The sequence below is a fragment of the Paenibacillus sp. sgz302115 genome, from assembly GCF_056120445.1.
In genome coordinates, this window is record NZ_JBVYOK010000005.1 from 100,691 (window position 1) to 122,989 (window position 22,299).

Sequence of the window (22,299 nt, forward strand, 5' to 3'; positions counted from 1 at the left end):
CGTCAGCCTTTCACCGATCCGCCCATAAGCCCTCTGACAAAATACTTCTGCAGCAGGAAGAAAATCGCCAGCGGCATCAGCATGGAAATGAACGCAGCCGAAGTCAGCAGATGCCAGTCGTTGCCGCGCGAGCCGACAAGGTCAGCGATTTTCATCGACATAACCTGCACGGAAGGCTGGTTGCCAATAAAGATCAGCGAGACCAGATAATCATTCCATACCCAGAGGAACTGGAAGATTCCGATCGAAGCCAGGGCGGGTACGGACAGCGGCAGAATCAGTCTGCTGAATATCGTGAAATGGCTGGCACCGTCAATAAAGGCCGATTCGAACAGGTCCTTGGGCAACTGGCTTATAAAGTTATACATAAAATACGTAACCAGCGGCAGACCAAACGCGGTATGCGCCAGCCAAATCCCCAGGTAGCTGCCGTTCAGCCCGAGCGCCGTATAATCCTTAAGCACGGGGATCAGTGCCACCTGAATCGGAATCACCAGCATCGCGATAATAATGACGAACAGCGTTTTGCGGCCCGGAAAGCGCAGCCAAGCGAAGGCGTAAGCGGCGAAAGAGGCAATCAGCACCGGAATGACGGTGGCTGGAACAGCAATCGTCAGCGTATTCCAGAAAGCCTGAGATAAGCCTGTGCCCTTTTGCACCGTTTCACTGCCGTCGGCCTCCCTCAGTTTGTACTCCTTGCCCGACAGCACATTGTTATAATTGTCGAGCGTAAGATCCGGCACGGTTTTCCAGCCCTGCTCCTGCACGTTGATTGTGCGCGCTCTGCGGTTCTCCCACATCAGGCGGCTGTCATCAGCCTTAACGCCCGCCTTCAACTGGTCGTCCGTATAGGTTTTGCCGTTTACTTCAATCGGCTCCCTCAGGTCCACATCCTTGGACAATTGCAGGGTCTCGCCCGCCTTCCACTCCTGATGGGGAAATACCTTCCACCAGCCGGTCTGCAAAATATCCGCCGCAGGACGGAAGGAGGAAATGAATAGGCCGAGTGTCGGAAGCAGCCAGAGAAAGCAGATCACACCAAGTACGAGATTAACGATGGTCTTGCTGCCTTTTCTTTTCTTTTTGCCGGCCATTAGAATCCCCCCTGCTTGCGGAACTGACGCAGATTAATAAAGATTACAGGCAATACCGCGATCAAAAGAACGATAGCCAGCGTCGAGCCGTAGCCGAAATTGCGGTACATAAAGAACTGCCGGTAGAACTGTGTCGCTACCACTTCTGTATCGTATTGACCTCCCGTCATCACCATGACGACGTCAAATATTTTCAGCGTAAAGACAATAATGGTTGTTGTCACTGTCAGGATTGTGGCGGAAATGAACGGAATCATAATGCCGAAAAAAATCTTCACCTCACCGGCGCCATCCACACGCGCGGCTTCCAGGATGTCATCGGGAACCCCTTTGATCGCTGCGGAGAAGATAACCATTGCAAACCCGGTTTGCATCCAGATCAGAATAATAATGAGGAAAAAGTTATTCCAGGGCTGCAGCATACTCGCCCAAGCCTGCGGTTCGCCGCCAAAATAAGTCACAATCGCATTCAGCAGCCCGATTTGCTCGTCGCCAGGCTGATAGTAATAGACAAATTTCCAGATTACACCCGCAGCCACAAAAGAAATAGCCATTGGCATGAAAATGATCGACTTGGCGATTTTTTCATAGCTGCTGCGGTCGGCTAAAATAGCAATAAGCAGCCCGAAAGCGACGCACGCCAAGGTCCCTACGAACACCCACAGCAGATTGTTGCGCAGCGCTATCGCCATAAGATGGTCACTGAAGATCGCGGCATAGTTGCTGAGTCCGACAAATTTTTCCGAAGAAGCGTTGAAAAAGCTTAAATACAGCGTCCGCAGCGCGGGCAGTATCAGCAGCCAGCCGAGAACAATCACCGCCGGGCCAATGAACACATAAGGCTGGATCCTTCTGCGGACATGATCGGGATACTGCTCCACCGCCCAGTTCAGGGTATAGTAGATCAGATAAACGCCCAGCACACCCCACAGCACGGCAAAAACTGCGGTCAGCAGCGGATTCAGCGTAGAATCACGGAAAAACAAGAAGATCAATCCGTTGATCACGACGTTGGCTGCAATTACGCCAAGAGATAGCAGCAATGCTCTGACGCTGATTTTTGGCTTTGCTTGTACATCCATTATTAGCTCCTCCTTAAGTTTTGCGGAGCAAAACTCTCTTCGTAAGCATCCCCTTAAAAAAACAAAAAGAGAGGCAGGTTATCCGCACTGCTAACTGCCCCTCTTTTGACCACTAGCGTGTTATCTCAGGCCTGTTCCTATTAATTCTTCCAGCCGGACTGAATCTGCTCCAGCGCCTGATCCAGTGTGGCTGTTCCGCTCACATAGTCGGTCATGCCTTTCCAGAAGGTGCCCGCGCCTACTTTACCAGGCATAAGGTCAGAGCCATCAAAACGTAAAGTAGACGCATCCTGTACCAGCTTTGCCATACGACGGTCGGACTCAGATTTGTACCAGTCAAGGGAAGCATCGTTCATCGGAGCAATCACGCCGCCGGATTGAACCCAGGTTTTAATAGATTCGCCTGTAGTGAAGAATTCCATAACCGCACGTACTTCAGGACGGTCGTTGAACATAGCGTAAATGTCCCCTGCTACAAGCACCGGCTTGCCGTATTTCTGATCAATCGGCGGAAGGTAGAACCAGTCATAGTCGGTATCGACCTTGGCAGTTTCCGGGAAGAAGCTGGTAATAAAATTGCCCATCAGGTTAAACCAGGCTTTGGGCGGATTCTCAAACATCGGTTTTGGAGCATCGCCGAAGGCGGTAGTTACGATTGATTTAGTGCCGCCGTAGACATAATCTTTGTTCAGCCAGATTTTAGACATTACTTCCACTGCATGTTTAACTTCCGGAGAGGTAAAAGGCAGCTCGCCCTTGACCCATTTGTCATAGTTCTCAGGTGTAGTCGTACGCAGCATGATGTTTTCCACCCAGTCTGTAGCCGGCCAGCCGGTGGCAGCACCACTCTCAATGCCGATCGCCCATGCCGGGTCACCGTCTTTGGCGATTTGTTCCGTCAAAGCCATCAGATCATCCCATGTTTCCGGAACCTTGTAGCCTGCTTCATCAAACTGCTTCTTCGGATACCAGACCAGGCTCTTTACATTGCTGCGGTTCCAGATCCCGGCCATAATTTTGCCGTCTTTGCCGTCCATTGTGGACATATCGAGCCAGCTCTTATTGTAGTTGGCCTTCAGCTTCTCCTGATCCAGCACACTGGTCAGATCGACAACCTTGCCGGTTTTGGCGATAGAAGCCAAGAGACCCGGCTGCGGGAAGTCAGCGATATCCGGCGCATTGCCGCCATCCACGCGAATATTAATAGTCGCTTCGAATTCCTTGGAGCCTTCATATTGAATATCAATTCCGGTTTTTTCTTCAAATTCTTTGATGCTTTTCTCGAACTTCACCTGGTCCTCGTCCACGAACGGTCCAAACATCGTTACCTTGGTTCCTTTATATTCACCCTTCATCGCCAAATCGAGCGGTGAGCCTGCAGTAGCGGCCTCTGAAGCTTCTGGTGATGGTTGGTTGTTATCCGCAGTTGGTGCTACTGTTGCTGCTGGTGAATCCGTAGGCGCAGCATTATTGGTATTATTATTTCCGCCGCATCCGCTAAGCAGCATGGTGAAGGATAAACACAGCACCATTGCGAGTGACAGTTTGCGTCCTGGAGCTTTCTTCATCTTTTCATACATCCCCTTTAATTGGTTTAGAGACTGCATTACTTCATCATGTATCCCGGACTTGCATCTATGCCTTTCCAATACCACACATTCCTATGTTCCACATCAATTAATTATTCTTATTTTGTGCCGATCCCCGTATACCCAGCCCCAAAAGGCTTATCAATAGGACTATACTTACTTAAAGTGTGTAAATAATATTATTTCATGTTATAATTGTGAGGTTCATCACTTCTGCTCTGCAAATACTGCCTATAGATATGAAAAAAACTATTTGGGAGGGATTATTCGTGAAAAAACTGCAGGACATTCCGGTTTCCGTGCTGGATCTGGCCCCGATTGTGGAGGGCGGAACAGCGGCGGATTCTTTTCATAACACGCTGGATTTGGCCCGTCATGCCGAAGAGTGGGGCTATCACCGCTACTGGCTCGCTGAGCATCATAATATGCCGGGTATTGCCAGCTCCGCCACCTCGCTTGTGATCGGCCATGTGGCTGCAGGCACCAAGCATATCCGCGTAGGGTCGGGAGGCATCATGCTCTCGAACCATGCACCGCTTATGATTGCCGAGCAATTCGGAACACTCGAATCGCTGTATCCGGGCCGTATCGACCTGGGGCTCGGCAGAGCCCCAGGCTCCGACCAGGCTGCTGCAAGAGCCATGCGCCGCAGTCTCGGCAGCGACGGCAGTGAATTCCCCGAGCAGCTTAGCGAGCTCAGAGCCTATTTCGACCCTAACGGAGCCGGCTCGCGGCCGCTTGGTGTACGCGCGGTTCCAGGCGAAGGGCTGAACGTTCCGATCTGGCTGCTTGGCTCCAGCGGATTCAGCGCCCAGCTTGCGGGCCAGCTCGGTCTGCCGTTCGCTTTTGCCAGCCATTTCGCCCCTGACTATCTGCTGCCGGCTCTGCATTTGTACCGCAGCAACTTCAAGCCGTCAGAAGCGCTCGACAAGCCGCATGTGATGGTCGGACTAGGCATTACAGCTGCGGATACAGCCGCCCAGGCCCGCTGGCTTGCCACCTCGCAGCAGCAGCAATTCCTCAATATCATCCGCGGCCGTACCGGCAAGCTGCAGCCTCCGGTGGACAGCATGGACGGTCTGTGGTCGCCGCAGGAAAAGGCCCTGGTGCAGAGCAAGCAGCTCTACTCCATAGCCGGAGACAAAGATTTGATCAAGGAACGGCTGCTGCAGATTGCACAGGAGACAGATGCCGACGAATTCATTATTGCTTCGCAGATCTATGACCACTCAGCCCGTATCCATTCTTATGAGCTTGTAGCAGAGCTAATCAAGGAAAACTAAACGACAGGGTTAGGGTTGGCTAGATTAAGCAAGATTTAGCTATACAATTGCTTTTACACAGCAAGGAGATTGTAGAGATACGGGAGCGGATTGATTCCTTTCCCGGCTCATAATCTCCTTGCTTTTTTTGTGGGCATAACAATGATAATGTTCTTTATAAAATACGATTATCACCGTCTAAAACGGAGAAATAATAAGGATACAGGAGCTAACCAGAAATAATCTGGTTTCAGATCATATACACGCTTCCTTTTGAGGAATAAGCATGATTTATTCTATTTTTCTTTATCCACAATTTTGATTATACTGTAGTTATTCGTTATAACGAACATAACTGTGAGTGTTTCCTTGCCTTAATTCTTTTTTGGACGCACCAGAGAAATTAGTGGTCCTGCAAAAAACCACTCCATTCGACAGGATGCGAGCAAACAGCCATTTTCAGTGAGGATTATGCCGAAAGTCTGCCGGGTGGCGGAGATACTTCCCAGAAGAAAGGAGCGGGAAAGTGAGTAGAAAATACCACAAGGCTTTTATAGGTTTGTATGTTCTGATCGTTCTGGCGGGAGTCATCTGGCATGCCGGGGGAGTAAGCGCAGAGGATACGATAAAACTTACAGTAAATTCGCATACAACCAGCACCGCGAAAATGCACAATATGCAGCCGGGAGATACAACTACCTCGGAATATACGGTAATTAATGAAGGCAATGAGCAGTTCGACTACTATGTGGACTTCAAATTCCTGTCCGGGGACGAAGAATTGTATAATATTCTGCAAATGACCCTGCAAAAAGAGGGAGTAATCCTCTATTCAGGAGTAATGAGCGAGGCGGAGGGCCGGGTGGCTGTCGGTACGCTGGCCGGAGATGAACAGGAGACCATTCAAATGAATGTAACCTTCCCGTCCGAGGCCGGCAACGAATATCAGGCGAAGACAACCAGTGTAGCCTTTGATTTTTCCGCATCAGCTACACCTGGCCCATCGGCTACACCGGGCGCCACTCCTACGGCTTCAGTTACGCCTGTTCCGTCAGCTTCACCGAGTGCGACTCCAACGGCTTCGGCTACACCTGGGCCGTCGGCTTCACCAAGCGCAGCCCCTACGGCTTCAGCTACGCCTGTTCCGTCGGCTTCACCGGGTGAAACTCCGCCTGCCTCGCCTGCACCAACGGATTCACCGCCTTACAGTCAGGTGCCGGGAACAGCGGTCACACCTTCCGCTTCGCCTGCTGTAACAGCTTCGCCGGGTGCTGAAGTTACCGTAACAGATCCGCCTGTTCCGCTTGGCGGCGATGATCCATCAGCTTCACCGGGTACGGGAGCGGCCACGAACGGCAGCGCGCCTTCACCATCACCGGATAACGGGGTAACCTTGCCCGATGACGAGCTTCCGCTTGCAGCACCAGGGGACGACCGGCTGCCGGATACCGCTGAGCCTTGGTATAACCTGATTCTGCTCAGCTTGGCTGTAGCCATTGTCAGTATCATCGTCTTGCGCAGACTGAACTCCAAGAAGTAAGGCCATTTCATCATAGTTTGGAGGAGAGAGTATGAAGAAGTTTTCCGGTCTGTCCATTGCCGTGAAGCTGATCCTCATACTCTCTTTGTGCTTGCTGCTCTATTCTGTCTTTCAGATCCTCAAAGCTCCTGCCGAAGCCCGCCATGCCCTGCAGGATTGGGAGAAAAAGAGGGAGGAAGCCTCGCGTCTCACCGTCCCGGAAGAAGAAACCCCGCTGCCTGCCGGAATGGTCAGCCCTTCCAAAGAGAAGAATACATCCAAACCAGCCTACACAGAGGGCGAGATTATTGGGGAGATTTATTTTCCCAAGCTGGACCGGAGGATTGCAATTCTGGAGGGAACGGAGCGTCCACAGCTCAAGAAGGGGGCTGGTCATTATGAAGGAAGCGCTGCAATTGGCGCCAAAGGCAACAGCGTGCTGGCCGGTCACCGCGACACCGTATTTCGCGGCCTGGGCGATTTAGTGAAGGATGATCTTATTGAAGTGGAGTCCGCTGAGGGGAAATTCATCTATACCGTTACAGGGAGCGCCATTGTCGACGGGGATGCCAGGGGAGCAATCCGCCAGAGCACCGGGCCCATCCTGACGCTGATTACCTGCTACCCGTTCACTTACATCGGCTCCGCGCCTGACCGCTATCTGCTCACGGCATCTCTGCTCCGCAAGGAGCCACTTTCGGCGTCCCTGCGGCCATAAGCCGTATTTTGCCCAGAATTTGGGGTTAGGGATGAGACATTGAATAGAAAGTGATAATATAGATATACGATGATATTGAGGAGATGACCTGTGATGAGAGAAGAGCTGATAGAACGCTTTATTTCGTATGCAAAGATAGATACCCAATCGAACGAGGATAACGACAACTGTCCCTCCACTCCGGGGCAGATGGATCTGGCCCATAAGCTGGTAGATGAGCTGCAAGCGCTAGGGTTAACAGAAGTTGCGGTGGACGAGCATGCCTATGTCATGGCTACACTGCCCGCCAACACTGACAAGGAGGTTCCGACCATCGGCTTCCTGGCGCATCTGGACACCGCGACTGATTTCACCGGTGCAGGTGTGAAGCCGCAAATTGTCGAGAACTATGACGGCAAGGATATTGTTCTTAATAAGGCGCTGAATATCGTGCTCTCCACGGATAGCTTCCCTGAGCTGCCCCATTATAAAGGACACACGCTGATCACAACAGACGGAACTACTCTGCTGGGTGCGGATAACAAGGCGGGAATTGCCGAGATTATGACTGCTATGGCTTATCTGCTGAAGCATCCGGAAATCAAGCATGGCAAGATCAGAGTCGCTTTTACCCCCGATGAGGAAATCGGACGCGGACCGCATAAATTCGATGTTGCCCGCTTCGGCGCTTCCCACGCATACACCGTTGACGGTGGACCGCTTGGAGAATTGGAGTATGAAAGCTTCAACGCTGCCGGCGTCAAAATCAGCTTCAAAGGCGTAAATGTGCATCCCGGAACCGCCAAAGGCAAAATGATCCACTCCGCCAAAATCGCCATGGCCTTCCATCACAGACTGCCGTCCGGGGAAGCACCGGAATTCACTGACGGCTATGAGGGCTTTTACCATTTGACCTCGATGCAGGGGACGGCGGAGCACAGCAAGCTACAGTATATTATCCGCGACTTTGACCGTGAGTCCTTCGAGAGCCGCAAGGCGTATATCACCGCGATTGTAGAGGAATTCCAGTCTACCTACGGAGCGGAGAATGTAGTGCTGGAAATGAAGGATCAATACTATAACATGCGGGAAAAAATCGAGCCTGTGCGCCATATTGTCACGATCGCCGAGGAAGCAATGAACAATCTCGGCATTACGCCGGTGATTCGCCCGATCCGCGGCGGCACGGATGGCTCGCAGCTATCCTATATGGGACTGCCTACACCGAACATTTTTACCGGGGGCGAAAACTTCCACGGCAAATTTGAATATGCCTCTGTAGATGATATGCTGAAGGCCGTTCAGGTTATTGTCGAGATTGCCAAGCTGACTGAGCAAAAAGCCTAGAACGGACGCTGATGCTGCACTACATGCATAGTAAAAATAAACATCCCCGGCTGGGAGCAAAAAGCTGCCCTCCGGGGATGTTTGCGTTCATTCCGGGCTACTATTTGACAGAGGAAGCCGATGCAGGAGCCTCCGGCGGCTGCGGATGTTCCTTGGAGAACTCCTCCCGGTAAGCTTCTCCCCAGCTTTTGATGTTCAGAAGGGCTGTCTCCAGCCCTCTGCCCCACTCTGTTAGAGAATATTCCACCTTCCGGGAGACCTGCGGATACACCTTGCGGTGAACCAGACCATCGCGCTCCAGATCTCTGAGCTGAATAGCCAGCATCCGCTGGGTAATATCCGGGCACAATCTGCGTATTTCATTGAAGCGCTTCGGACCGCCGATCAGATGATAGAGCAGAACACCTTTCCACTTGCCGCCAATCAGCTCAATGGTATTCTGGAGTGAACTGGGGTTGCCGTTCGGGCCGGATGCTTCGCTTATCCTCTGTGTATTCATAGTCTCCGAACTCCTTTTTCCCTAAATATGTATATCCCTAAATAATACAATTGTATCATACATAATTGGAAACTAAAGAGAAATAACCTCAAATTGCCCTGATTTATCGGCAATCTGAGGTTATTTGTCATGAAATATTCGTTCATTAGAGCAGGCGTTTATCCCTTAGTCGGTATCCAGCCTCCAGTGTGGATCAATGCACCCCATAGCGGATCAGGGATTACAAGAGCGCTTTGGGCGGAAAGGTCGAGCTCGGTCTCAATTTCATCGGCCCGGCCTTCAGTGATCTTCTGCACGAAGTCTGGTTCGATCAGCAACGGGCGGCCCAGAGCCACCAGGCTAATTCCACTATCCAGACTCTTGAGGGCAGCGTCCGCCGTATATAGGGAACCTACCCCAATCACCGGCAGTCCGCTGCCTGCGCGGTCAACGATTTGCTCAATCCGTGGACGGCTGTCCTCAGTCCCGCGCCGGGGCAGTGACCATAGCTCCTGCAGCGAGACATGGAGATAATCAAGACCTTCCTTTTTGAGCGCATCTACAAGCGCAAAGGTTTCGGCCATCGTAATCCCGGGTGTCTCCGGTTCTTCGGGTGAAAAGCGGTAGCCCACAAGAAACGGCGATGCCGCATGTGATTTCACCGCGTCTTTCACTGCACGCAGAACGGCCAGCGGGAACGTCAGGCGCTTCTGCAAATCTCCGCCCCAGCGGTCATCGCGCGTATTGGAATGCGGGGAGAAAAACTGCTGCAGCAGATAGCCGTTCGCACCATGAATCTCCACGCCGTCAAATCCGGCTTCAATCGCCCGGCGTGTGGCCGCAGCGAAATCGGCAATAATGCCTTCGATTTCTTCATTGGTCAGCGCACGCGGAACAGGTCCATTCCCGCCGCCCGGCAGCTCAGCCGGAACATCGCTTGCGCTGACGGTCTGTCCGTCAAGCAGCAGCGCCGGAGGGCACTGGCGTCCACCGTGGAAAATTTGCAGAACTGCCTTCGCACCTTCGCCCTTGATTGCATCGGCTAACTGCCGCAGGCTCGGTATTAGCTCGTCGCGGTCGGCACCGAATTCGCCCGGGAATCCCTTGCCTCCCCGGGATACATATACACAGGCAGTAATCACCATACCGACACCTTTGGAACGGCGGATATAGTAATCCAACTCAGGCCCGGTTACCTCACCTTCCTCATTTGAGGAGAAGTTAGTCATGGGAGCCATAACTACGCGGTTTTTCAAGGAGACTCCGCTTGTGAACCGGAACGAGTCCAGCAGTGGACTATAATCTGTTGTCAACATTGTCTGTAATCCCTCCAAACTGATTATATAGAGCAAACTGAAATGTCTAATATCTTTTAGTAAGTTTCGTACATAGTGTAACCTAGTTGAACACAAAAAGAAAGCAGGCACATTTTTGTAACGTACTTTCCCTGCAGATACTATCTATATAAGCATTGAGGCATCTATTCACTTGCTATCTTTCACTTAGGGGAATGTCCTTCCAGATTACATTCTCGCCGTAGTTTTTGCCCCAGTCGTACATCATGCGCAGCACAGGAAGCAGACTTTGCCCGTACTCCGTCAATGAGTATTCTACTCTCGGCGGAACCTCGGCATACACTTGTCTGGATACAAGCTGGTCTTCCTCCAGCTCACGGAGCTGGTTGGTCAGCATTTTCTGCGTGATATGGGGAATCAGCTTCTTAAGCTCACTGAAGCGTTTGGTCCCTTCCAGGCCCAGATGCCACAAAATAATCAGCTTCCACTTCCCGCCAATGACAGCAAGCGTAAGTTCCTTCTCACAGTTGATTTCCTTCAGGTTAATGCGGTCCTTAATCTCCGTCGCCAATTTAAAGCGGCCCCCTTTCGTTCCTAATCATACTACAGAATGCTCAGGGAACGCACATGGCGCGGATGGCGTTACACCAAGCTTCGCCAAGCGCTGCACACAAACAACGCCTCCCCAGTTCCCCGGAGAGGCGTTGTCTTCGTATTATTCCAGATTGGCATGCTTGCCGAACATCCGCGTGGAGGTCTGGCTGGTCTGCTCCATGATCCGCAGGATCACGGCATCATAGAACAGCAGCAGGGTCTGCTCGAATAGCGACGCCATCGGCTGGATGGTGATCTGGCCGCCGTCCGTCTGTTCTTTGGTCGCGCCCGGCAGCCGGACGATCAGATCAGCCAGCCGTCCTATAGACGACTCCGGGGAAATCGTCACTGCTACAACGGCGGCTCCCACAGCCTTGGCTTTTCTGGCCATGGACAAGAGGCTTGCCGTCTCGCCGGAGCCAGTGCCAAGCACCAGCACATCGCCAGCAGTGATACCGGGTGTCACCGTCTCGCCGACGACGTAGGCCTCCTTCCCGGCATGCATCAGCCGCATGGCGAATGCCCGGCCCATCAGGCCCGAGCGGCCTGCCCCGGCAACGAATATCTTGCCCCCGCGCAGAAGCAGTTCTGCCATCCGCTCTGCCTCCGCTGCGTCAAGCTGCGAGACCGAGCGCTGCAGCTCATTGACAATTTCCTGGGCATATTCCACAGTATCCATGAATTTCTACGCCTGGCTAACAAGGCGTTTCATTTCCGCCGCCGCTGCCTTCTGGTCGCTTTCGCCGGTAATACCGCCGCCTACAATCACCAGATCAGGACCGGCTGCAATGACTTCAGGCAGCGTACCCAGTTTGATGCCGCCTGCAATCGCCGTCTTCGCTTGCTTCACGACGCTCTTGATCGCCTGCAAATCGGCAAAGGAGTTTTTGCCCTCAGCCTGATGGTCGTAACCGGAATGCACACAGATGTAATCCACGCCAAGCGCATCGACTTCAGCCGCTCTGGCCGAAATATCCTTCACGTTGATCAGATCCACCAGAATCTCCCGGCCGCTCTTCTTCGCTTCCTCAACGGCGCCTTTGATTGTCGAGTCATCGGATACGCCGAGTACCGTTACAATATCCGCGCCCGCTTCCGCTGCCTTCATTACCTCATAACCGCCGGCATCCATAATTTTCAGATCGGCCAATACGGCCAGAGAAGGAAAAGCGTCCTTAATCGCCTTAACCGCATGCAGCCCTTCATTAATGACAATCGGAGTTCCAATCTCTACGATATCAATAAATTCGGCGACCTCCGAGACAATTTCCTTTGCTCCGTTAATATCTACAAGATCCAGCGCTAATTGCAGCTTCATCTATACCAGACTCCTTTTTAATATATTTAAGTAAGTGCTGTACATAGTGTAGCGTCCATAGGTTTAATAAGGGAAGTAGGCACTTTATTGTGGTGTAGTCACCGCGAGGATACTATTGTACGTATGTAAGATTTGCTTCAAGCGTATTTTGGAAAAATACACGATGATTTTTTCAGTATTTTCGTAAAATTACTGCAATTTCATAAAAGCTGTGCTAACATACACCTTGTTTAAGGCGATTGGGCAACAAGGAATAACTTGAAGAAGGTGTGTAATGGAGCAGACGAAACATCAGGATTTTAATTTAATTAAGCTGACCTGGCCGATTTTTCTGGAGCTGTTTTTGTTCATGCTTATGGGCAGTGTGGATACATTTATGATCAGCTCCGTATCGGATGATGCGGTATCTGGGGTTGGTGCAGCAAATCAGATCATTACAATGGCTATATTGATACTCAGCGTGATCGGCAACGGCGCAGCGATTGTTGTCTCACAATATCTCGGAGCCAGGAACCCCAAGGAAGCCGCAAAAGTCACCGGCAACGCCGTTACTCTTAATCTGGCTGTAGGCATTATCCTTAGTACAGTGCTGCTGATCTTCGGAGAAGCGCTGCTGCGCATGCTGAACGTTACAGGAGATATTCTGGTTCACGCCAAGGTGTATATTCATATTGTCGGGGGCGGGATTTTTCTGCAGGCGCTGCTGAATGCTCTGGCAACTACCATCCGTACGTACGGCTTCACCAAGCAGACGATGCTGGTGTCCCTGCTGATGAATGTGATTCACGTTGTCGGCAACTATCTGCTGATCTTCGGACATTTCGGCTTGCCGGCGCTGGGCGTAGAGGGTGCTGCGATTTCCACGATAGCCAGCCGGCTGATCTGCCTCGTGATCTTCTTCCTGCTGCTCTACAGCATTATGGAAGTACGGGTCAAATGGACCTATTACATTCACCTTTCCAAAAAATATGTGCTGCAAATTCTCAGAATCGGCATCCCGTCCGCCTTTGAATCGGTTATTTATCAATCCTGCCAGCTGGTGTTCACCTTATATATTACGTATTTGGGTGCTGAGGCAATGGCTACCCGCCAGTATGCACTGAATATTTCCAACTATATTTATCTTTTCAGCGTTGCGGTGTCCATGGGTACCTCGATTATCGTGGGGCATCTCGTCGGAGCAAAACGGCCGGAGGAGGCCTACAAGCGGGTGTTCGACAGTGTGAAGTGGGCGCTGCTCGTTACGGTCATTATAGACGCCGCCGTCATTTTCTTCCGTGTGCCGCTAATGGGGCTGTTCACGGATAATATGGAGATTGTCGCCTTGGGTGCACAGGTGATTCTGCTCAGTATCTTTCTGGAGACAGGCCGCACCTGCAACCTCGTTATTATCAACTCGCTGCGCGCCTCCGGCGATGCCAAATTCCCCGTCTATATGGGGCTTATTTCGATGGTCTGCCTTAGCCTGCCGCTCGGTTATGTGCTGGTGTTCCAGCTTAATCTGGGTCTGGCCGGGGTCTGGCTGGCTACCGCTTTTGACGAATGGCTCCGGGCGGTCATCATGTATTTCCGATGGAGAAGCAGAGCCTGGGAGAAGCACGGCCTGATCAAGCACGATGCGGCAGAGCCTGCCGGCCATTCCGCTGCCCCAGCGAACTGACGTATAATGAATAAGCGGTTCAACGAGATCCTTGAAGATCCGGTGAACCGCTTTTTTATACATGGCATAATCCAATTTACAACAAATAAGGAGGAAGTTTGCGATGACAATGAATGATCGGAAAGAAATAGAAACTGAGCGGTTCAATACCCTCGCCCCTGTCTGGAGCAACAACGATGAAGCGATTGGGCAGGCGGAAAAGGCCGTGGGCGCCCTCGGCATACAAAGCGGACAGAGTCTCCTGGACGTGGCGTCCGGCAGCGGCGTCATTCTCCATGCACTGAAGAAGCGGCAGATTGCTCCCCGGCGCTACTTGGCGATGGACATTTCCCTGGCCATGCTGGAGGAACTGCGCAGATGCTTCCCTGAGGCGGAGACGGACTGCGCCGATTTCGAGAGCCCGCTCGCTTACCGTCCGGGCTTTGACTGTGTGCTGATCTATAACAGCATCCCCCATTTTTCCGATCTGGACATGCTGTTCGCCAACGCGCAGCGCAGCCTGCTTCCTGGCGGCACTTTTATGATTGCCCACTCCAGAACACGGCAGGGTCTGAAGGAGCATCATCAGCGCATCGGTTACACCAGTGAACGCCCACCTATTCCTGCCAATGAAGAGCTTGCCCGCCTGGCAGCCAAATATGCTTTTGACCATGTTGTGACCGCGGATGATGAATTTTTCTATTTCTCTTGCCGCAGCAAGGGGTGAATCTCTTCTTCTGGCGCAGCGCACTCGCCTCACACATTACCCTTTTACAGAACCAGCCGCAATTCCCTCAACAATCCGCTCGCTCATAATCAGGAACACCAACAGAATCGGTAGAATGCTGATCATCAGAGTCGCGCCGATGGCGCCCCAATCCGTAGTGTATTGGCCGATGAAATTCTGCACCCCGACTGTAAGCGTCTTGAAATGATCTGAGCTAATGAATGTGTTGACGAAAATGAACTCATTCCAGTTATAGATCATATTAATAATCGCCGTAGTAGCCAGCACTGAGGAGGTCATGGGCAGCACAATCCGGAAGAACATTTTATTCACGGAGCAGCCGTCGATAATTGCCGCCTCCTCCACTTCCTTCGGCAGTGAGTAATAGAAACCGAGCAGGATCATGATGGTTGTCGGCAGGTTGAAGGCCACATAAGACAGGATGATGGAGACCGGGTTGTCCGTCAAATGAAGCTTGTTGAACGTACTGAATAGAGGAATCAGCGTAGAATGGACCGGGATCATAAGTCCCACCATGAACAGGCCCAGCACAAACGAGCTGCCCTTCCATCTCATACGGGTTACCGCAAAGGTAACAAAGCTGGCAAAGAGTACGGTAAGCGCCAGCGACACCGCTGTAATCCACACACTGTTGATGAAATACTGCCCAATATTTCCGTTCGACCACACATTGGCGTAGTTGCTCCAGTGGGGATGTGCCGGAAGCGCAAAGGGAGCCATATTGAAGACTTCCTGATTGTTCTTCAGCGAGAAAATAAACAGCCAGACCAGCGGCAGCACCTGGATCACAGCCACAGCAATGAGCGCAATATAGAGCAGGCTGTAGCCCGATCTGCGCAGCAGATGGCTTCCGTTCCGCTGCCGCAAGGGCGGATAGCTGTAAGCAGCTTCAGTTCTCATAAATACTCCTCCTTTCCCGTGGGCTGGATCAAGAATATTGAATCGTCTCTTTGGAGGCGGTAGCCTTGCGGATCAGGTAGGTCGCTGCCAGACAGATCAGCAGCAGGAAGAAGCCGATGGCACTGCCATATCCGAAGTCAAAGCTGCGGAACGCCTTATGATACATATAAGAGGCCATCACCTCACTGGCTCCGTTGGGGCCGCCGTCAGTCATCACATAGATGAGGTCAAAATATTTCAGCGACCCCACCACCGACAGCACCACCGTAACCTTAATCACCTCGCTGATCAGCGGCAGCTTGATCCGGGTAGCGATCTGCCAAGGGCTGGCTCCGTCAATCCGCGCCGCCTCCGTCAGCGACTCGGGGATGTTCTTCAGAGCGGCATAATAGATCAGGATATAAAATCCGGCGTACTGCCAAATGATCGGTATAAACAGCGCTATCAGCACTATGGAAGGTTCAGCCAGCCAAGAGGGCGGGTTATCGACTCCCAGCGACATCAGCAGGTCGTTCAGCACCCCATTCGTAGGATGGTAAATTTTCATCCAGAGCTGGGCAATGGCTACCGAGGACAGCAGCATCGGGACCAAATAGATTTTACGCAGCAGATTCGCTCCCTTGATCTTGCCCGACAGCACCAGCGCAATCCCCAGGTAGCCGATCAGACTGACTCCCGAGAATAAAGCGAGCAGCAGGGAGTGCAGGGCACTTTGCCAGAAGTCGGAGTCCTTCATCAGCACCTTGTAATTATCCAGCCCGATAAAGACCATCTTGCTGATTCCATCCCATTGGTTCAGCCCGTAATAGCCGGTCAGCACAATCGGAATATATATAATGCCCATGATCAGCAGCAGGGAAGGCAGCACGTAGAGTGCAATCACCAGCTTATTGGACATCACTTTATCCATGAGGTATATCCTCCTTTCCTTGTGTTGCAGGAACGGAAAACTCCAGCACCCAGGAGACTTCCGTTCCCGCCAATCACCCGAAGCTTCAGTTTCCTTTCTCTATCGCTTCTTTATGCTTGGCCGCGAACTGCTCTGGCGTCACCGCTTTGCCGAATAACGCCTGAATCATATCCAGGTGAACCTGGGCGGCGTTCGGCTTCATCTGCACATCCGCAAACAAAGTGATGCTGCTGGCATTGTTAAGCTCGTTAAGCAGGTCCACATACAGCTGCGGCAGCTTGGTATTGGAGGTATCCACTTTGGTAGCCGGAATAACGCCTGCTGTAGTCACGGAGTCCTGTCCCCATTTGGATACGAAGTATTCAACAAATGCTTTGGCTTCTTCTTTTACCTTGGAGGATTCAGCTACGAACAGGCCGACACCGGGACCGCCTACCCAACTGTTGATGTTTCCTTTGCCGCCGTCTACGGTAGGGAACTTGAAGAATCCAACCTTGTCCTTGAATGCCTGCGGGATATCCGGGTTCGTGGTGAAGTTCGGCAGCTCCCAGGTTCCCATCAGGTACATGGCCGCTTTTTCATTCATGAATTCCGATTTGCCTTCGTCATTGGATAATCCGTTGAAGCCCTTGTTGAAGGCATTCATGTCTACCAGGGACTGCACTTCAGCCGCTGCCTTGATCAGCCCCGGATCTTCGAAGGAGCCTGAACCATTGGTTGCTTTCTTCAGCGTATCGCTGCCGGCAATCCGGTCAGCCAGATACATATACCACAGAGACCCGGTCCAGCGGTCCTTGTTGCCCAGAGCAATAGGGGCCACGCCATTATCCGAGAGCGTTTTCACAACTTTCTTGAACTCATCATAGGTAGTGGGAATCTGCAGATTGTATTTGGCGAAAATGTCCTTGTTATAGTAAATTGGCGAGATATTCAGCTCGATAGGCAAGGCATAGGTTTTGCCGTCCACCGCATAAGCCTCCGTAGTACCGGCAACAAATTTATCCTTCAGCTGTTCACCGCCCAGAATATCATCCAGCGGCGCGAACAATCCGCCCTTCACATAAGGCTCCATGAAGCCTGCCGCCCATGTAATGCCAATATCCGGCAGCTCGTTGGAGGCCGACAGCACCTTCAGCTTGTTCTTGTACTGCTCATTCTCCAGCACTTCCTGTTTGATTGTGACGTTCGGATGCTCCTTCTGGTAATCGTCGATGATCTGGCCAACCAGCTTATTCTGCTGAGCCGAGCTTCCCGCCGGCCATAAGTGCATCATCTTGATCGTAACCTTCTGTGCCGGTGTATCAGTGGATGCCGCTGTATCGGCTGGGGCCGCAGTGCCGTTCCCGGCAGCATTGTTGTTTCCATTCCCCCCGCCGCAGCCCGCCAGAACGAGCGCCAGCATGGATGTCAGTACCAGGCTTTTGGTTATCTTGTTCTTTGGCATTCCTATAACCTCCATATTTTTCGTTTGTGCGGTGGTTGTAACCGCTCTCAGACAAATTTTAACATCACGGCCGGAGGACTATAAGATCACGCTCATTGGCTATAATTCCACTTTTATTGGATTTCGCTCCGCTCATCCTTCATTTGCTGGCGGTACCGGCTTGGGCTTATATCCTCCAGGGACTTGAACACCTTGATAAAATATTTATCCGTGCGGTAGCCTACACGCTCACTGATTTCTCCGATGGGCAAGCGGGTCTGCAGCAGTAGCTCCTTGGCCCGCTGAATTCTCAGGCGGGACAAATACTCGCTGAACGATACACCGGTCTGCTCCTTGAACAGTACGCTGAAGTAGCTGGCATTCAAGTGAAGCCTCCCGGCCACCTCGGCCATAGTCAGCTGCTCGTGCAGGTGCTGCTCCACAAGGGCCAGAGCTTCTTTTACCGGCTCCCCCATGCCCTCCGTATCAGGATCAATTTCCAGCAGCTTGTGATCGGCCAGCTTCTCCAGCTTCTCACGGCGCTGCTGTTCTTCCTCCTGCTTCAGAGCCGTCTCTACGACCTCCAGCAGCTCCCCTTTGTCCAGCGGCTTAAGCAGATAATTGAATGCGCCGAGCCTCAGTGCCTGCTGCACATATTCAAATTCGGCGTAGCCGGAAATAACAATAATAACCGGCTTGCGGATCTGGCCTTCCATGGAGCGGATCAAGTCCAGTCCACTGACCTCCGGCATGCGGACATCGGTAATCAGCAGATGCACCCGCCCATGCTGCAGCCGCTCGCGCGCATCAATTCCATTGTCAGCCGTCTCTATGATATAGCGGCCAGCCGCCCAGACCTCCAGCGTCTGCCGGATGCCCTGCCGCGTTCTCGGTTCATCATCCACAACCAGAATTGTCCTATTGCCCAGGCTCATACGTATGTCCTCCATTATTCGGGATTTCAAAAGTAATTAACGTTCCCTCAGACGGCTTACTCTCAATGTCAAGCCCTTCCATCCCCGTTCCTTCCGCTTCATAGTACAGCTTAAGACGCCGCTGCACATTTACGAGCCCTACGCCCGTTCCCTTGGCAGAGATGGGCGGTCCGCCCGCAAGCGCGCTGCACAGCAGCCGCAGCGTGTCCGCATCCATGCCCGGCCCATTGTCACGAACTGTTATCCGGGTCCAGCCTTCACGGTGAGACGGAGTGGCGCTTACACCAACTGTTCCGCTGCCTACCCGGCTCTCCACCCCATGAAGAATGGCATTTTCGACAATAGGCTGAATAAGCAGCTTGGGCACGGGTACGGCAGCCTCTGCCGGTTCGAGCTCGATATTCCAGGACAGGCGGTCCCCCATCCGCATCTCCATTATTTTCAGATAACGCCTAACCTGCTCCATCTCTTCTCCAAGCGTAACCCATTCATCCGTGTTCGGGTTTCCGATAATGTACCGGAACAGTCTCGACATAACGACCACCAGCCCGGCCAGCTCTTCTTCGCCCTTCTCCTCCAGCGACCAGTTGAACGCTTCTAACGTGTTGAACAAGAAATGAGGATTAATCTGCGCCTGCAGCGCTTTAAGCTCTGTGCGGCTCTGCAGCACTTCCTTCTCGTACACCACCCGGATCAGTTCATTCATGCTCGCAATCATGCCGTTATACGTATTATTCAGTTCCCTCAGCTCCATTGTAGATACCGACTCCTCATTAGGAGTGAGCACCCCGAGCCTGGACTTGCGCATCGCCCGGATCAGATGGATGATCGGCCTCGTGATCATGGTGGACAGCACAAAGGACATAATTAGGAACAACAGGGCTCCGATTCCGCCCGAGACCAGCAGTACCGTCCTCAGAACAGAGAGACCTTCAGTGACATAGCTTACCGGAGTGAGCACCAGCAGCGTCCAGTTTGTCTTGTCCGAACGCAGCTTCACCTGCACATATTCCTTGCCCCGGAAGGTGACTGTCTGGTCCTTACTGGCAAGCAGCGGCAGCAATTCCGCCTGCGGTTCTTCACTGCTGCCCAGCAGCTCGCCTTCGTCATTCACCAGCAGCACAGACTCGCCCCCGTCGCTGCCGGACAGCGGATCATCGAGCTGGAAGTAGCTGCGCTGGATGCGGGCCATTAAATAGCCGCCCCGTGAGAACCAGCGGTCCATCAGGCTGACCTGGCGGATAGCCAGCAGGCTCTCACCATCGCTGGGATCGACGCCAATCCAGACCAGCCTGCCCTTTTGCAGATTAGCTTCGGTGATAAAAGGATCGCTGATTCTTGTCTTCAAGCTGCCGTCTTTGATCGGGAACAGCAGCCGATAATCCGCCGTGTACAGCTCCAGCGAACCCACACTCGGCATATAGGCCTGGTAGCTGGAAATAATCTGCAGCAAGGACTGCCGCTGATTGAAGGACACGGATTTGCCGTTCAGCTCCTCCATCAGCAGATGCTGAACAGTCGGATGATTCGCCACCTGCTCCATTAGACTGTCGATCTGGCCGATCAGCGCATCCAGCCTCCCGTTCGCCTGCACCGCAGTCTGTTGGATGTGACGCTCGGCATTATTTTTCAGCAAATAGGATACCCTGTTGTACACCAATGCCCCGGACACTGCAATAATAATCAGCATAACCAGCAGGAACCCGATGAATATTTGATTCCGCAGCGTATTCAGTTCTTTGACTCTCGCGTACACTTGGAATTCCCTCTTTCCTTGATAGCGTTACCAAGAATAATTTTCCAAAAGTTCTTCCGCTTGTCAAGAAGAATCGGCGCTATAGGAATATCAATCAGGACTTACAGGCAAAAAAATAGCCAACTCCTCAAAGGGAGCCGGCTTGTTGTATCCAAATTTCCTGTAACGCATGCAAGGGATCAGTCGATATATCCGGCTAACCCTTTATCCATTAAGTAGTCCATTTCCGCATCGAGAATGGTCTCCACGGTCAGCTCATCCAGCTTCACATCGCGCTGAGCCACAACATAGTCAACCAGATCATCGCTGTCGATATCAACCTCGCCTTTGGCGTTGGCTTTGGCGTTATTAATGAAAGTCTGCTCATGCTTCAGCACCAGCCGGATCAGCTTGGGGTCCACCTTAGTCTTGGCGGACAGAACCTTCACCAATTCCTGCTCATTTACTTGATCGCTCATAATTGTTAGTCAGCTCCTCGGCATTTATGCGCATTCATTGTAACACAACTCTCCACTCTGCCGCGCCTCTCATTTCCACCATGCACGCGACGGAACCTCCGCCGAACCGGCATAGACCGGCTCGCCGATTCGCGGTGTAGCCAGCCGCACCCCCCGCGCCTTCGCAGCCGCGAAGACACGCTCCACCGGATCGGTCCAGTCATGCATTGACAGGGTGAACGCTCCCCAGTGGATCGGAATCATCAGCGCGCCCCGCACATCGAGATGCGCCTGCACCGTCTCTTCAGGCACCATATGAATGTCTGCCCAGCGCGGATCGTACTGGCCGCATTCCATCAGCGTCAGATCAAATGGCCCGTATTTCTCGCCAATCTCGGCAAAGTGGGGGCCGTAGCCGCTGTCACCGCTGAAAAATATTTTCGTCTTCTCTCCCTGTATGATCCACGAGCACCACAGTGTAGAGTTCCGGTCCAGCAGGCTGCGGCCGGAGAAATGCCGGGCGGGAGCACTGGTGAGGGTAAGACCGGCATAGCGAATCTCATCCCACCAGTCCTGCTCGCGGATTTTCTCACGGCTTATCCCCCACCGTTCCAGGTGAGCTCCGACCCCAAGCGGCACAATGAACATACCTACCTTATCCTTCAATTGTCTGATCGAGCCATAATCGAGGTGGTCGTAATGATCATGGGAGAGCAGAACGGCATCAATGTGAGGGAGCGCAGAAATCTCGACCGGCAGCTGTTTGCTGTAACGCCGGCCCCCGATAAACGGAAATGGCGAAGGCGAGCTTCCCAGCATGGGATCGAGGAACAGCGTCACTCCATCTATCTCCAGCAGAAGAGCGGAGTGGCCGAACCACGTTACCCGGGTGTCCCGGGTCTGTTGAATGGAGCCCGGCTGCAGCGGCTGGGGTACGAGCGGGTACTCCGGTCTTGAGCGGGGATTGCCCTTGATGAAATCCTTAAGGATCGAGAGGCTGCTTCCCGCATTGTTATCCGCCTTCACGGCTATAGCCGGATAGGCAAACTTGCCATCCTTATAATTAAGCGAGCGGCTGAGCGCCTGCTTTTCCTTCTTGGAGGCTCTCCGCCCAAATGAAGGGTAGAACGTCATTACGCTGTAAGCAACTGCAATCAGAACCCCAATGGAGGCCGCAATAATAATTAGTAAGGTCATATAATAGTCCTTCTCTCCGGTGTGTTAAGATCATGGACATATTATACGGCGGCCCAGCCAAGCGGGGCAAATATCGGAT

Annotated in this window: 21 protein-coding genes; 6 read left to right on the plus strand and 15 right to left on the minus strand. The window is 52.4% G+C overall.

The window, feature by feature from the left end:
* Window positions 1-2 precede the first annotated feature (2 nt).
* The 3 genes from AC0LWN_RS12405 to AC0LWN_RS12415 all read right to left on the minus strand — a co-directional run bounded on the left by AC0LWN_RS12405 (window position 3) and on the right by AC0LWN_RS12415 (window position 3,744).
* Window positions 3-1,094: a carbohydrate ABC transporter permease gene (locus AC0LWN_RS12405; protein ID WP_474665668.1), complete on the minus strand. Its 1,092-nt coding sequence runs from the start codon at window positions 1,092-1,094 to the stop codon at window positions 3-5.
* Window positions 1,094-2,176: a carbohydrate ABC transporter permease gene (locus AC0LWN_RS12410; protein WP_474665669.1), complete on the minus strand. Its 1,083-nt coding sequence runs from the start codon at window positions 2,174-2,176 to the stop codon at window positions 1,094-1,096. The genes AC0LWN_RS12405 and AC0LWN_RS12410 overlap by 1 nt, the downstream gene beginning before the upstream one ends.
* Window positions 2,177-2,316: 140 nt before the next feature.
* Window positions 2,317-3,744 carry an ABC transporter substrate-binding protein gene (locus AC0LWN_RS12415; protein WP_474665670.1) on the minus strand — a complete coding sequence of 476 codons (1,428 nt, stop codon included), beginning with the start codon at window positions 3,742-3,744 and terminating at the stop codon, window positions 2,317-2,319.
* 260 nt (window positions 3,745-4,004) lie between these two features.
* Here AC0LWN_RS12415 and AC0LWN_RS12420 point away from each other — a divergent pair, with 260 nt between their 5' ends.
* The 4 genes from AC0LWN_RS12420 to pepT all read left to right on the plus strand — a co-directional run bounded on the left by AC0LWN_RS12420 (window position 4,005) and on the right by pepT (window position 8,590).
* Window positions 4,005-5,048, plus strand: coding sequence for an LLM class flavin-dependent oxidoreductase (locus tag AC0LWN_RS12420; RefSeq protein ID WP_474665671.1), 1,044 nt, complete (start codon window positions 4,005-4,007; stop codon window positions 5,046-5,048).
* Between the two features lie 505 nt (window positions 5,049-5,553).
* Complete coding sequence (locus AC0LWN_RS12425) at window positions 5,554-6,567, plus strand: hypothetical protein (protein ID WP_474665672.1); 1,014 nt, start codon at window positions 5,554-5,556, stop codon at window positions 6,565-6,567.
* 31 nt (window positions 6,568-6,598) lie between these two features.
* On the plus strand, window positions 6,599-7,264 hold the full coding sequence (locus tag AC0LWN_RS12430; protein ID WP_474665673.1) for a class D sortase: 666 nt from the start codon (window positions 6,599-6,601) through the stop codon (window positions 7,262-7,264).
* A 93-nt stretch (window positions 7,265-7,357) separates the two neighbouring features.
* Window positions 7,358-8,590, plus strand: a complete 1,233-nt coding sequence (pepT, locus tag AC0LWN_RS12435) for a peptidase T (protein WP_474665674.1) — start codon at window positions 7,358-7,360, stop codon at window positions 8,588-8,590.
* A 100-nt stretch (window positions 8,591-8,690) separates the two neighbouring features.
* Here pepT and AC0LWN_RS12440 read toward each other — a convergent pair whose 3' ends face one another.
* From AC0LWN_RS12440 to hxlA, 5 genes are all read right to left on the minus strand, one after another.
* Window positions 8,691-9,089, minus strand: coding sequence for a winged helix-turn-helix transcriptional regulator (locus AC0LWN_RS12440; RefSeq protein WP_474665675.1), 399 nt, complete (start codon window positions 9,087-9,089; stop codon window positions 8,691-8,693).
* Window positions 9,090-9,247: 158 nt separating this feature from the next.
* Window positions 9,248-10,384 carry an NADH-dependent flavin oxidoreductase gene (locus tag AC0LWN_RS12445; protein ID WP_474665677.1) on the minus strand — a complete coding sequence of 379 codons (1,137 nt, stop codon included), beginning with the start codon at window positions 10,382-10,384 and terminating at the stop codon, window positions 9,248-9,250.
* A 175-nt stretch (window positions 10,385-10,559) separates the two neighbouring features.
* Window positions 10,560-10,934, minus strand: coding sequence for a winged helix-turn-helix transcriptional regulator (locus AC0LWN_RS12450; RefSeq protein WP_458965149.1), 375 nt, complete (start codon window positions 10,932-10,934; stop codon window positions 10,560-10,562).
* 144 nt (window positions 10,935-11,078) lie between these two features.
* Window positions 11,079-11,636, minus strand: coding sequence for a 6-phospho-3-hexuloisomerase (hxlB, locus tag AC0LWN_RS12455; protein WP_474665679.1), 558 nt, complete (start codon window positions 11,634-11,636; stop codon window positions 11,079-11,081).
* 6 nt (window positions 11,637-11,642) lie between these two features.
* Window positions 11,643-12,275: a 3-hexulose-6-phosphate synthase gene (hxlA, locus tag AC0LWN_RS12460; RefSeq protein ID WP_474665681.1), complete on the minus strand. Its 633-nt coding sequence runs from the start codon at window positions 12,273-12,275 to the stop codon at window positions 11,643-11,645.
* Between the two features lie 274 nt (window positions 12,276-12,549).
* On the opposite strand from hxlA, the gene AC0LWN_RS12465 reads away from it, so the two are divergent.
* Complete coding sequence (locus AC0LWN_RS12465) at window positions 12,550-13,935, plus strand: MATE family efflux transporter (RefSeq protein WP_474665683.1); 1,386 nt, start codon at window positions 12,550-12,552, stop codon at window positions 13,933-13,935.
* Window positions 13,936-14,038: 103 nt separating this feature from the next.
* Window positions 14,039-14,641, plus strand: coding sequence for a class I SAM-dependent methyltransferase (locus AC0LWN_RS12470; protein ID WP_474665685.1), 603 nt, complete (start codon window positions 14,039-14,041; stop codon window positions 14,639-14,641).
* 36 nt (window positions 14,642-14,677) lie between these two features.
* Here the strand turns inward: AC0LWN_RS12470 and AC0LWN_RS12475 are convergent, their stop codons facing one another.
* From AC0LWN_RS12475 to AC0LWN_RS12505, 7 genes are all read right to left on the minus strand, one after another.
* Window positions 14,678-15,562 carry a carbohydrate ABC transporter permease gene (locus AC0LWN_RS12475; RefSeq protein ID WP_474665687.1) on the minus strand — a complete coding sequence of 295 codons (885 nt, stop codon included), beginning with the start codon at window positions 15,560-15,562 and terminating at the stop codon, window positions 14,678-14,680.
* 28 nt (window positions 15,563-15,590) lie between these two features.
* Window positions 15,591-16,472, minus strand: a complete 882-nt coding sequence (locus AC0LWN_RS12480; RefSeq protein WP_474665689.1) for a carbohydrate ABC transporter permease — start codon at window positions 16,470-16,472, stop codon at window positions 15,591-15,593.
* An 85-nt stretch (window positions 16,473-16,557) separates the two neighbouring features.
* Entirely contained in the window at window positions 16,558-17,916 is a 1,359-nt protein-coding gene (locus AC0LWN_RS12485) for an extracellular solute-binding protein (RefSeq protein ID WP_474665691.1), read from the minus strand.
* A gap of 113 nt (window positions 17,917-18,029) precedes the next feature.
* Window positions 18,030-18,830 (minus strand): response regulator transcription factor, encoded by an 801-nt coding sequence (locus AC0LWN_RS12490; RefSeq protein ID WP_474665693.1) that lies wholly within the window; start codon window positions 18,828-18,830, stop codon window positions 18,030-18,032.
* A complete protein-coding gene (locus tag AC0LWN_RS12495) occupies window positions 18,814-20,520 on the minus strand; it encodes a cache domain-containing sensor histidine kinase (protein ID WP_474666068.1) in 1,707 nt (568 codons plus the stop codon). Before AC0LWN_RS12495 ends, AC0LWN_RS12490 begins: the two co-directional genes overlap by 17 nt.
* A gap of 245 nt (window positions 20,521-20,765) precedes the next feature.
* The gene (locus AC0LWN_RS12500; protein WP_474665695.1) at window positions 20,766-21,044 is read right to left on the minus strand and encodes a hypothetical protein; all 279 of its coding nucleotides are present in this window, start codon (window positions 21,042-21,044) and stop codon (window positions 20,766-20,768) included.
* 69 nt (window positions 21,045-21,113) lie between these two features.
* On the minus strand, window positions 21,114-22,220 hold the full coding sequence (locus AC0LWN_RS12505) for an MBL fold metallo-hydrolase (RefSeq protein WP_474665697.1): 1,107 nt from the start codon (window positions 22,218-22,220) through the stop codon (window positions 21,114-21,116).
* Window positions 22,221-22,299 lie beyond the last annotated feature (79 nt).

Excerpts from the sequence above, each read along its gene's own strand:
- AC0LWN_RS12405 (WP_474665668.1), bottom strand. The coding sequence starts at position 1,094 with ATGGCCGGCAAAAAGAAAAGAAAAGGCAGCAAGACCATCGTTAATCTC.
- AC0LWN_RS12410 (WP_474665669.1), bottom strand. The coding sequence starts at position 2,176 with ATGGATGTACAAGCAAAGCCAAAAATCAGCGTCAGAGCATTGCTGCTA.
- AC0LWN_RS12415 (WP_474665670.1), bottom strand. The coding sequence starts at position 3,744 with ATGAAGAAAGCTCCAGGACGCAAACTGTCACTCGCAATGGTGCTGTGT.
- AC0LWN_RS12420 (WP_474665671.1), top strand. The coding sequence starts at position 4,005 with ATGAAAAAAACTATTTGGGAGGGATTATTCGTGAAAAAACTGCAGGAC.
- AC0LWN_RS12430 (WP_474665673.1), top strand. The coding sequence starts at position 6,599 with ATGAAGAAGTTTTCCGGTCTGTCCATTGCCGTGAAGCTGATCCTCATA.
- pepT (WP_474665674.1), top strand. The coding sequence starts at position 7,358 with ATGAGAGAAGAGCTGATAGAACGCTTTATTTCGTATGCAAAGATAGAT.
- AC0LWN_RS12440 (WP_474665675.1), bottom strand. The coding sequence starts at position 9,089 with ATGAATACACAGAGGATAAGCGAAGCATCCGGCCCGAACGGCAACCCC.
- AC0LWN_RS12445 (WP_474665677.1), bottom strand. The coding sequence starts at position 10,384 with ATGTTGACAACAGATTATAGTCCACTGCTGGACTCGTTCCGGTTCACA.
- hxlB (WP_474665679.1), bottom strand. The coding sequence starts at position 11,636 with ATGGATACTGTGGAATATGCCCAGGAAATTGTCAATGAGCTGCAGCGC.
- hxlA (WP_474665681.1), bottom strand. The coding sequence starts at position 12,275 with ATGAAGCTGCAATTAGCGCTGGATCTTGTAGATATTAACGGAGCAAAG.
- AC0LWN_RS12465 (WP_474665683.1), top strand. The coding sequence starts at position 12,550 with ATGGAGCAGACGAAACATCAGGATTTTAATTTAATTAAGCTGACCTGG.
- AC0LWN_RS12470 (WP_474665685.1), top strand. The coding sequence starts at position 14,039 with ATGACAATGAATGATCGGAAAGAAATAGAAACTGAGCGGTTCAATACC.
- AC0LWN_RS12475 (WP_474665687.1), bottom strand. The coding sequence starts at position 15,562 with ATGAGAACTGAAGCTGCTTACAGCTATCCGCCCTTGCGGCAGCGGAAC.
- AC0LWN_RS12480 (WP_474665689.1), bottom strand. The coding sequence starts at position 16,472 with ATGGATAAAGTGATGTCCAATAAGCTGGTGATTGCACTCTACGTGCTG.
- AC0LWN_RS12485 (WP_474665691.1), bottom strand. The coding sequence starts at position 17,916 with ATGCCAAAGAACAAGATAACCAAAAGCCTGGTACTGACATCCATGCTG.
- AC0LWN_RS12490 (WP_474665693.1), bottom strand. The coding sequence starts at position 18,830 with ATGAGCCTGGGCAATAGGACAATTCTGGTTGTGGATGATGAACCGAGA.
- AC0LWN_RS12495 (WP_474666068.1), bottom strand. The coding sequence starts at position 20,520 with ATGCTGATTATTATTGCAGTGTCCGGGGCATTGGTGTACAACAGGGTA.
- AC0LWN_RS12500 (WP_474665695.1), bottom strand. The coding sequence starts at position 21,044 with ATGAGCGATCAAGTAAATGAGCAGGAATTGGTGAAGGTTCTGTCCGCC.
- AC0LWN_RS12505 (WP_474665697.1), bottom strand. The coding sequence starts at position 22,220 with ATGACCTTACTAATTATTATTGCGGCCTCCATTGGGGTTCTGATTGCA.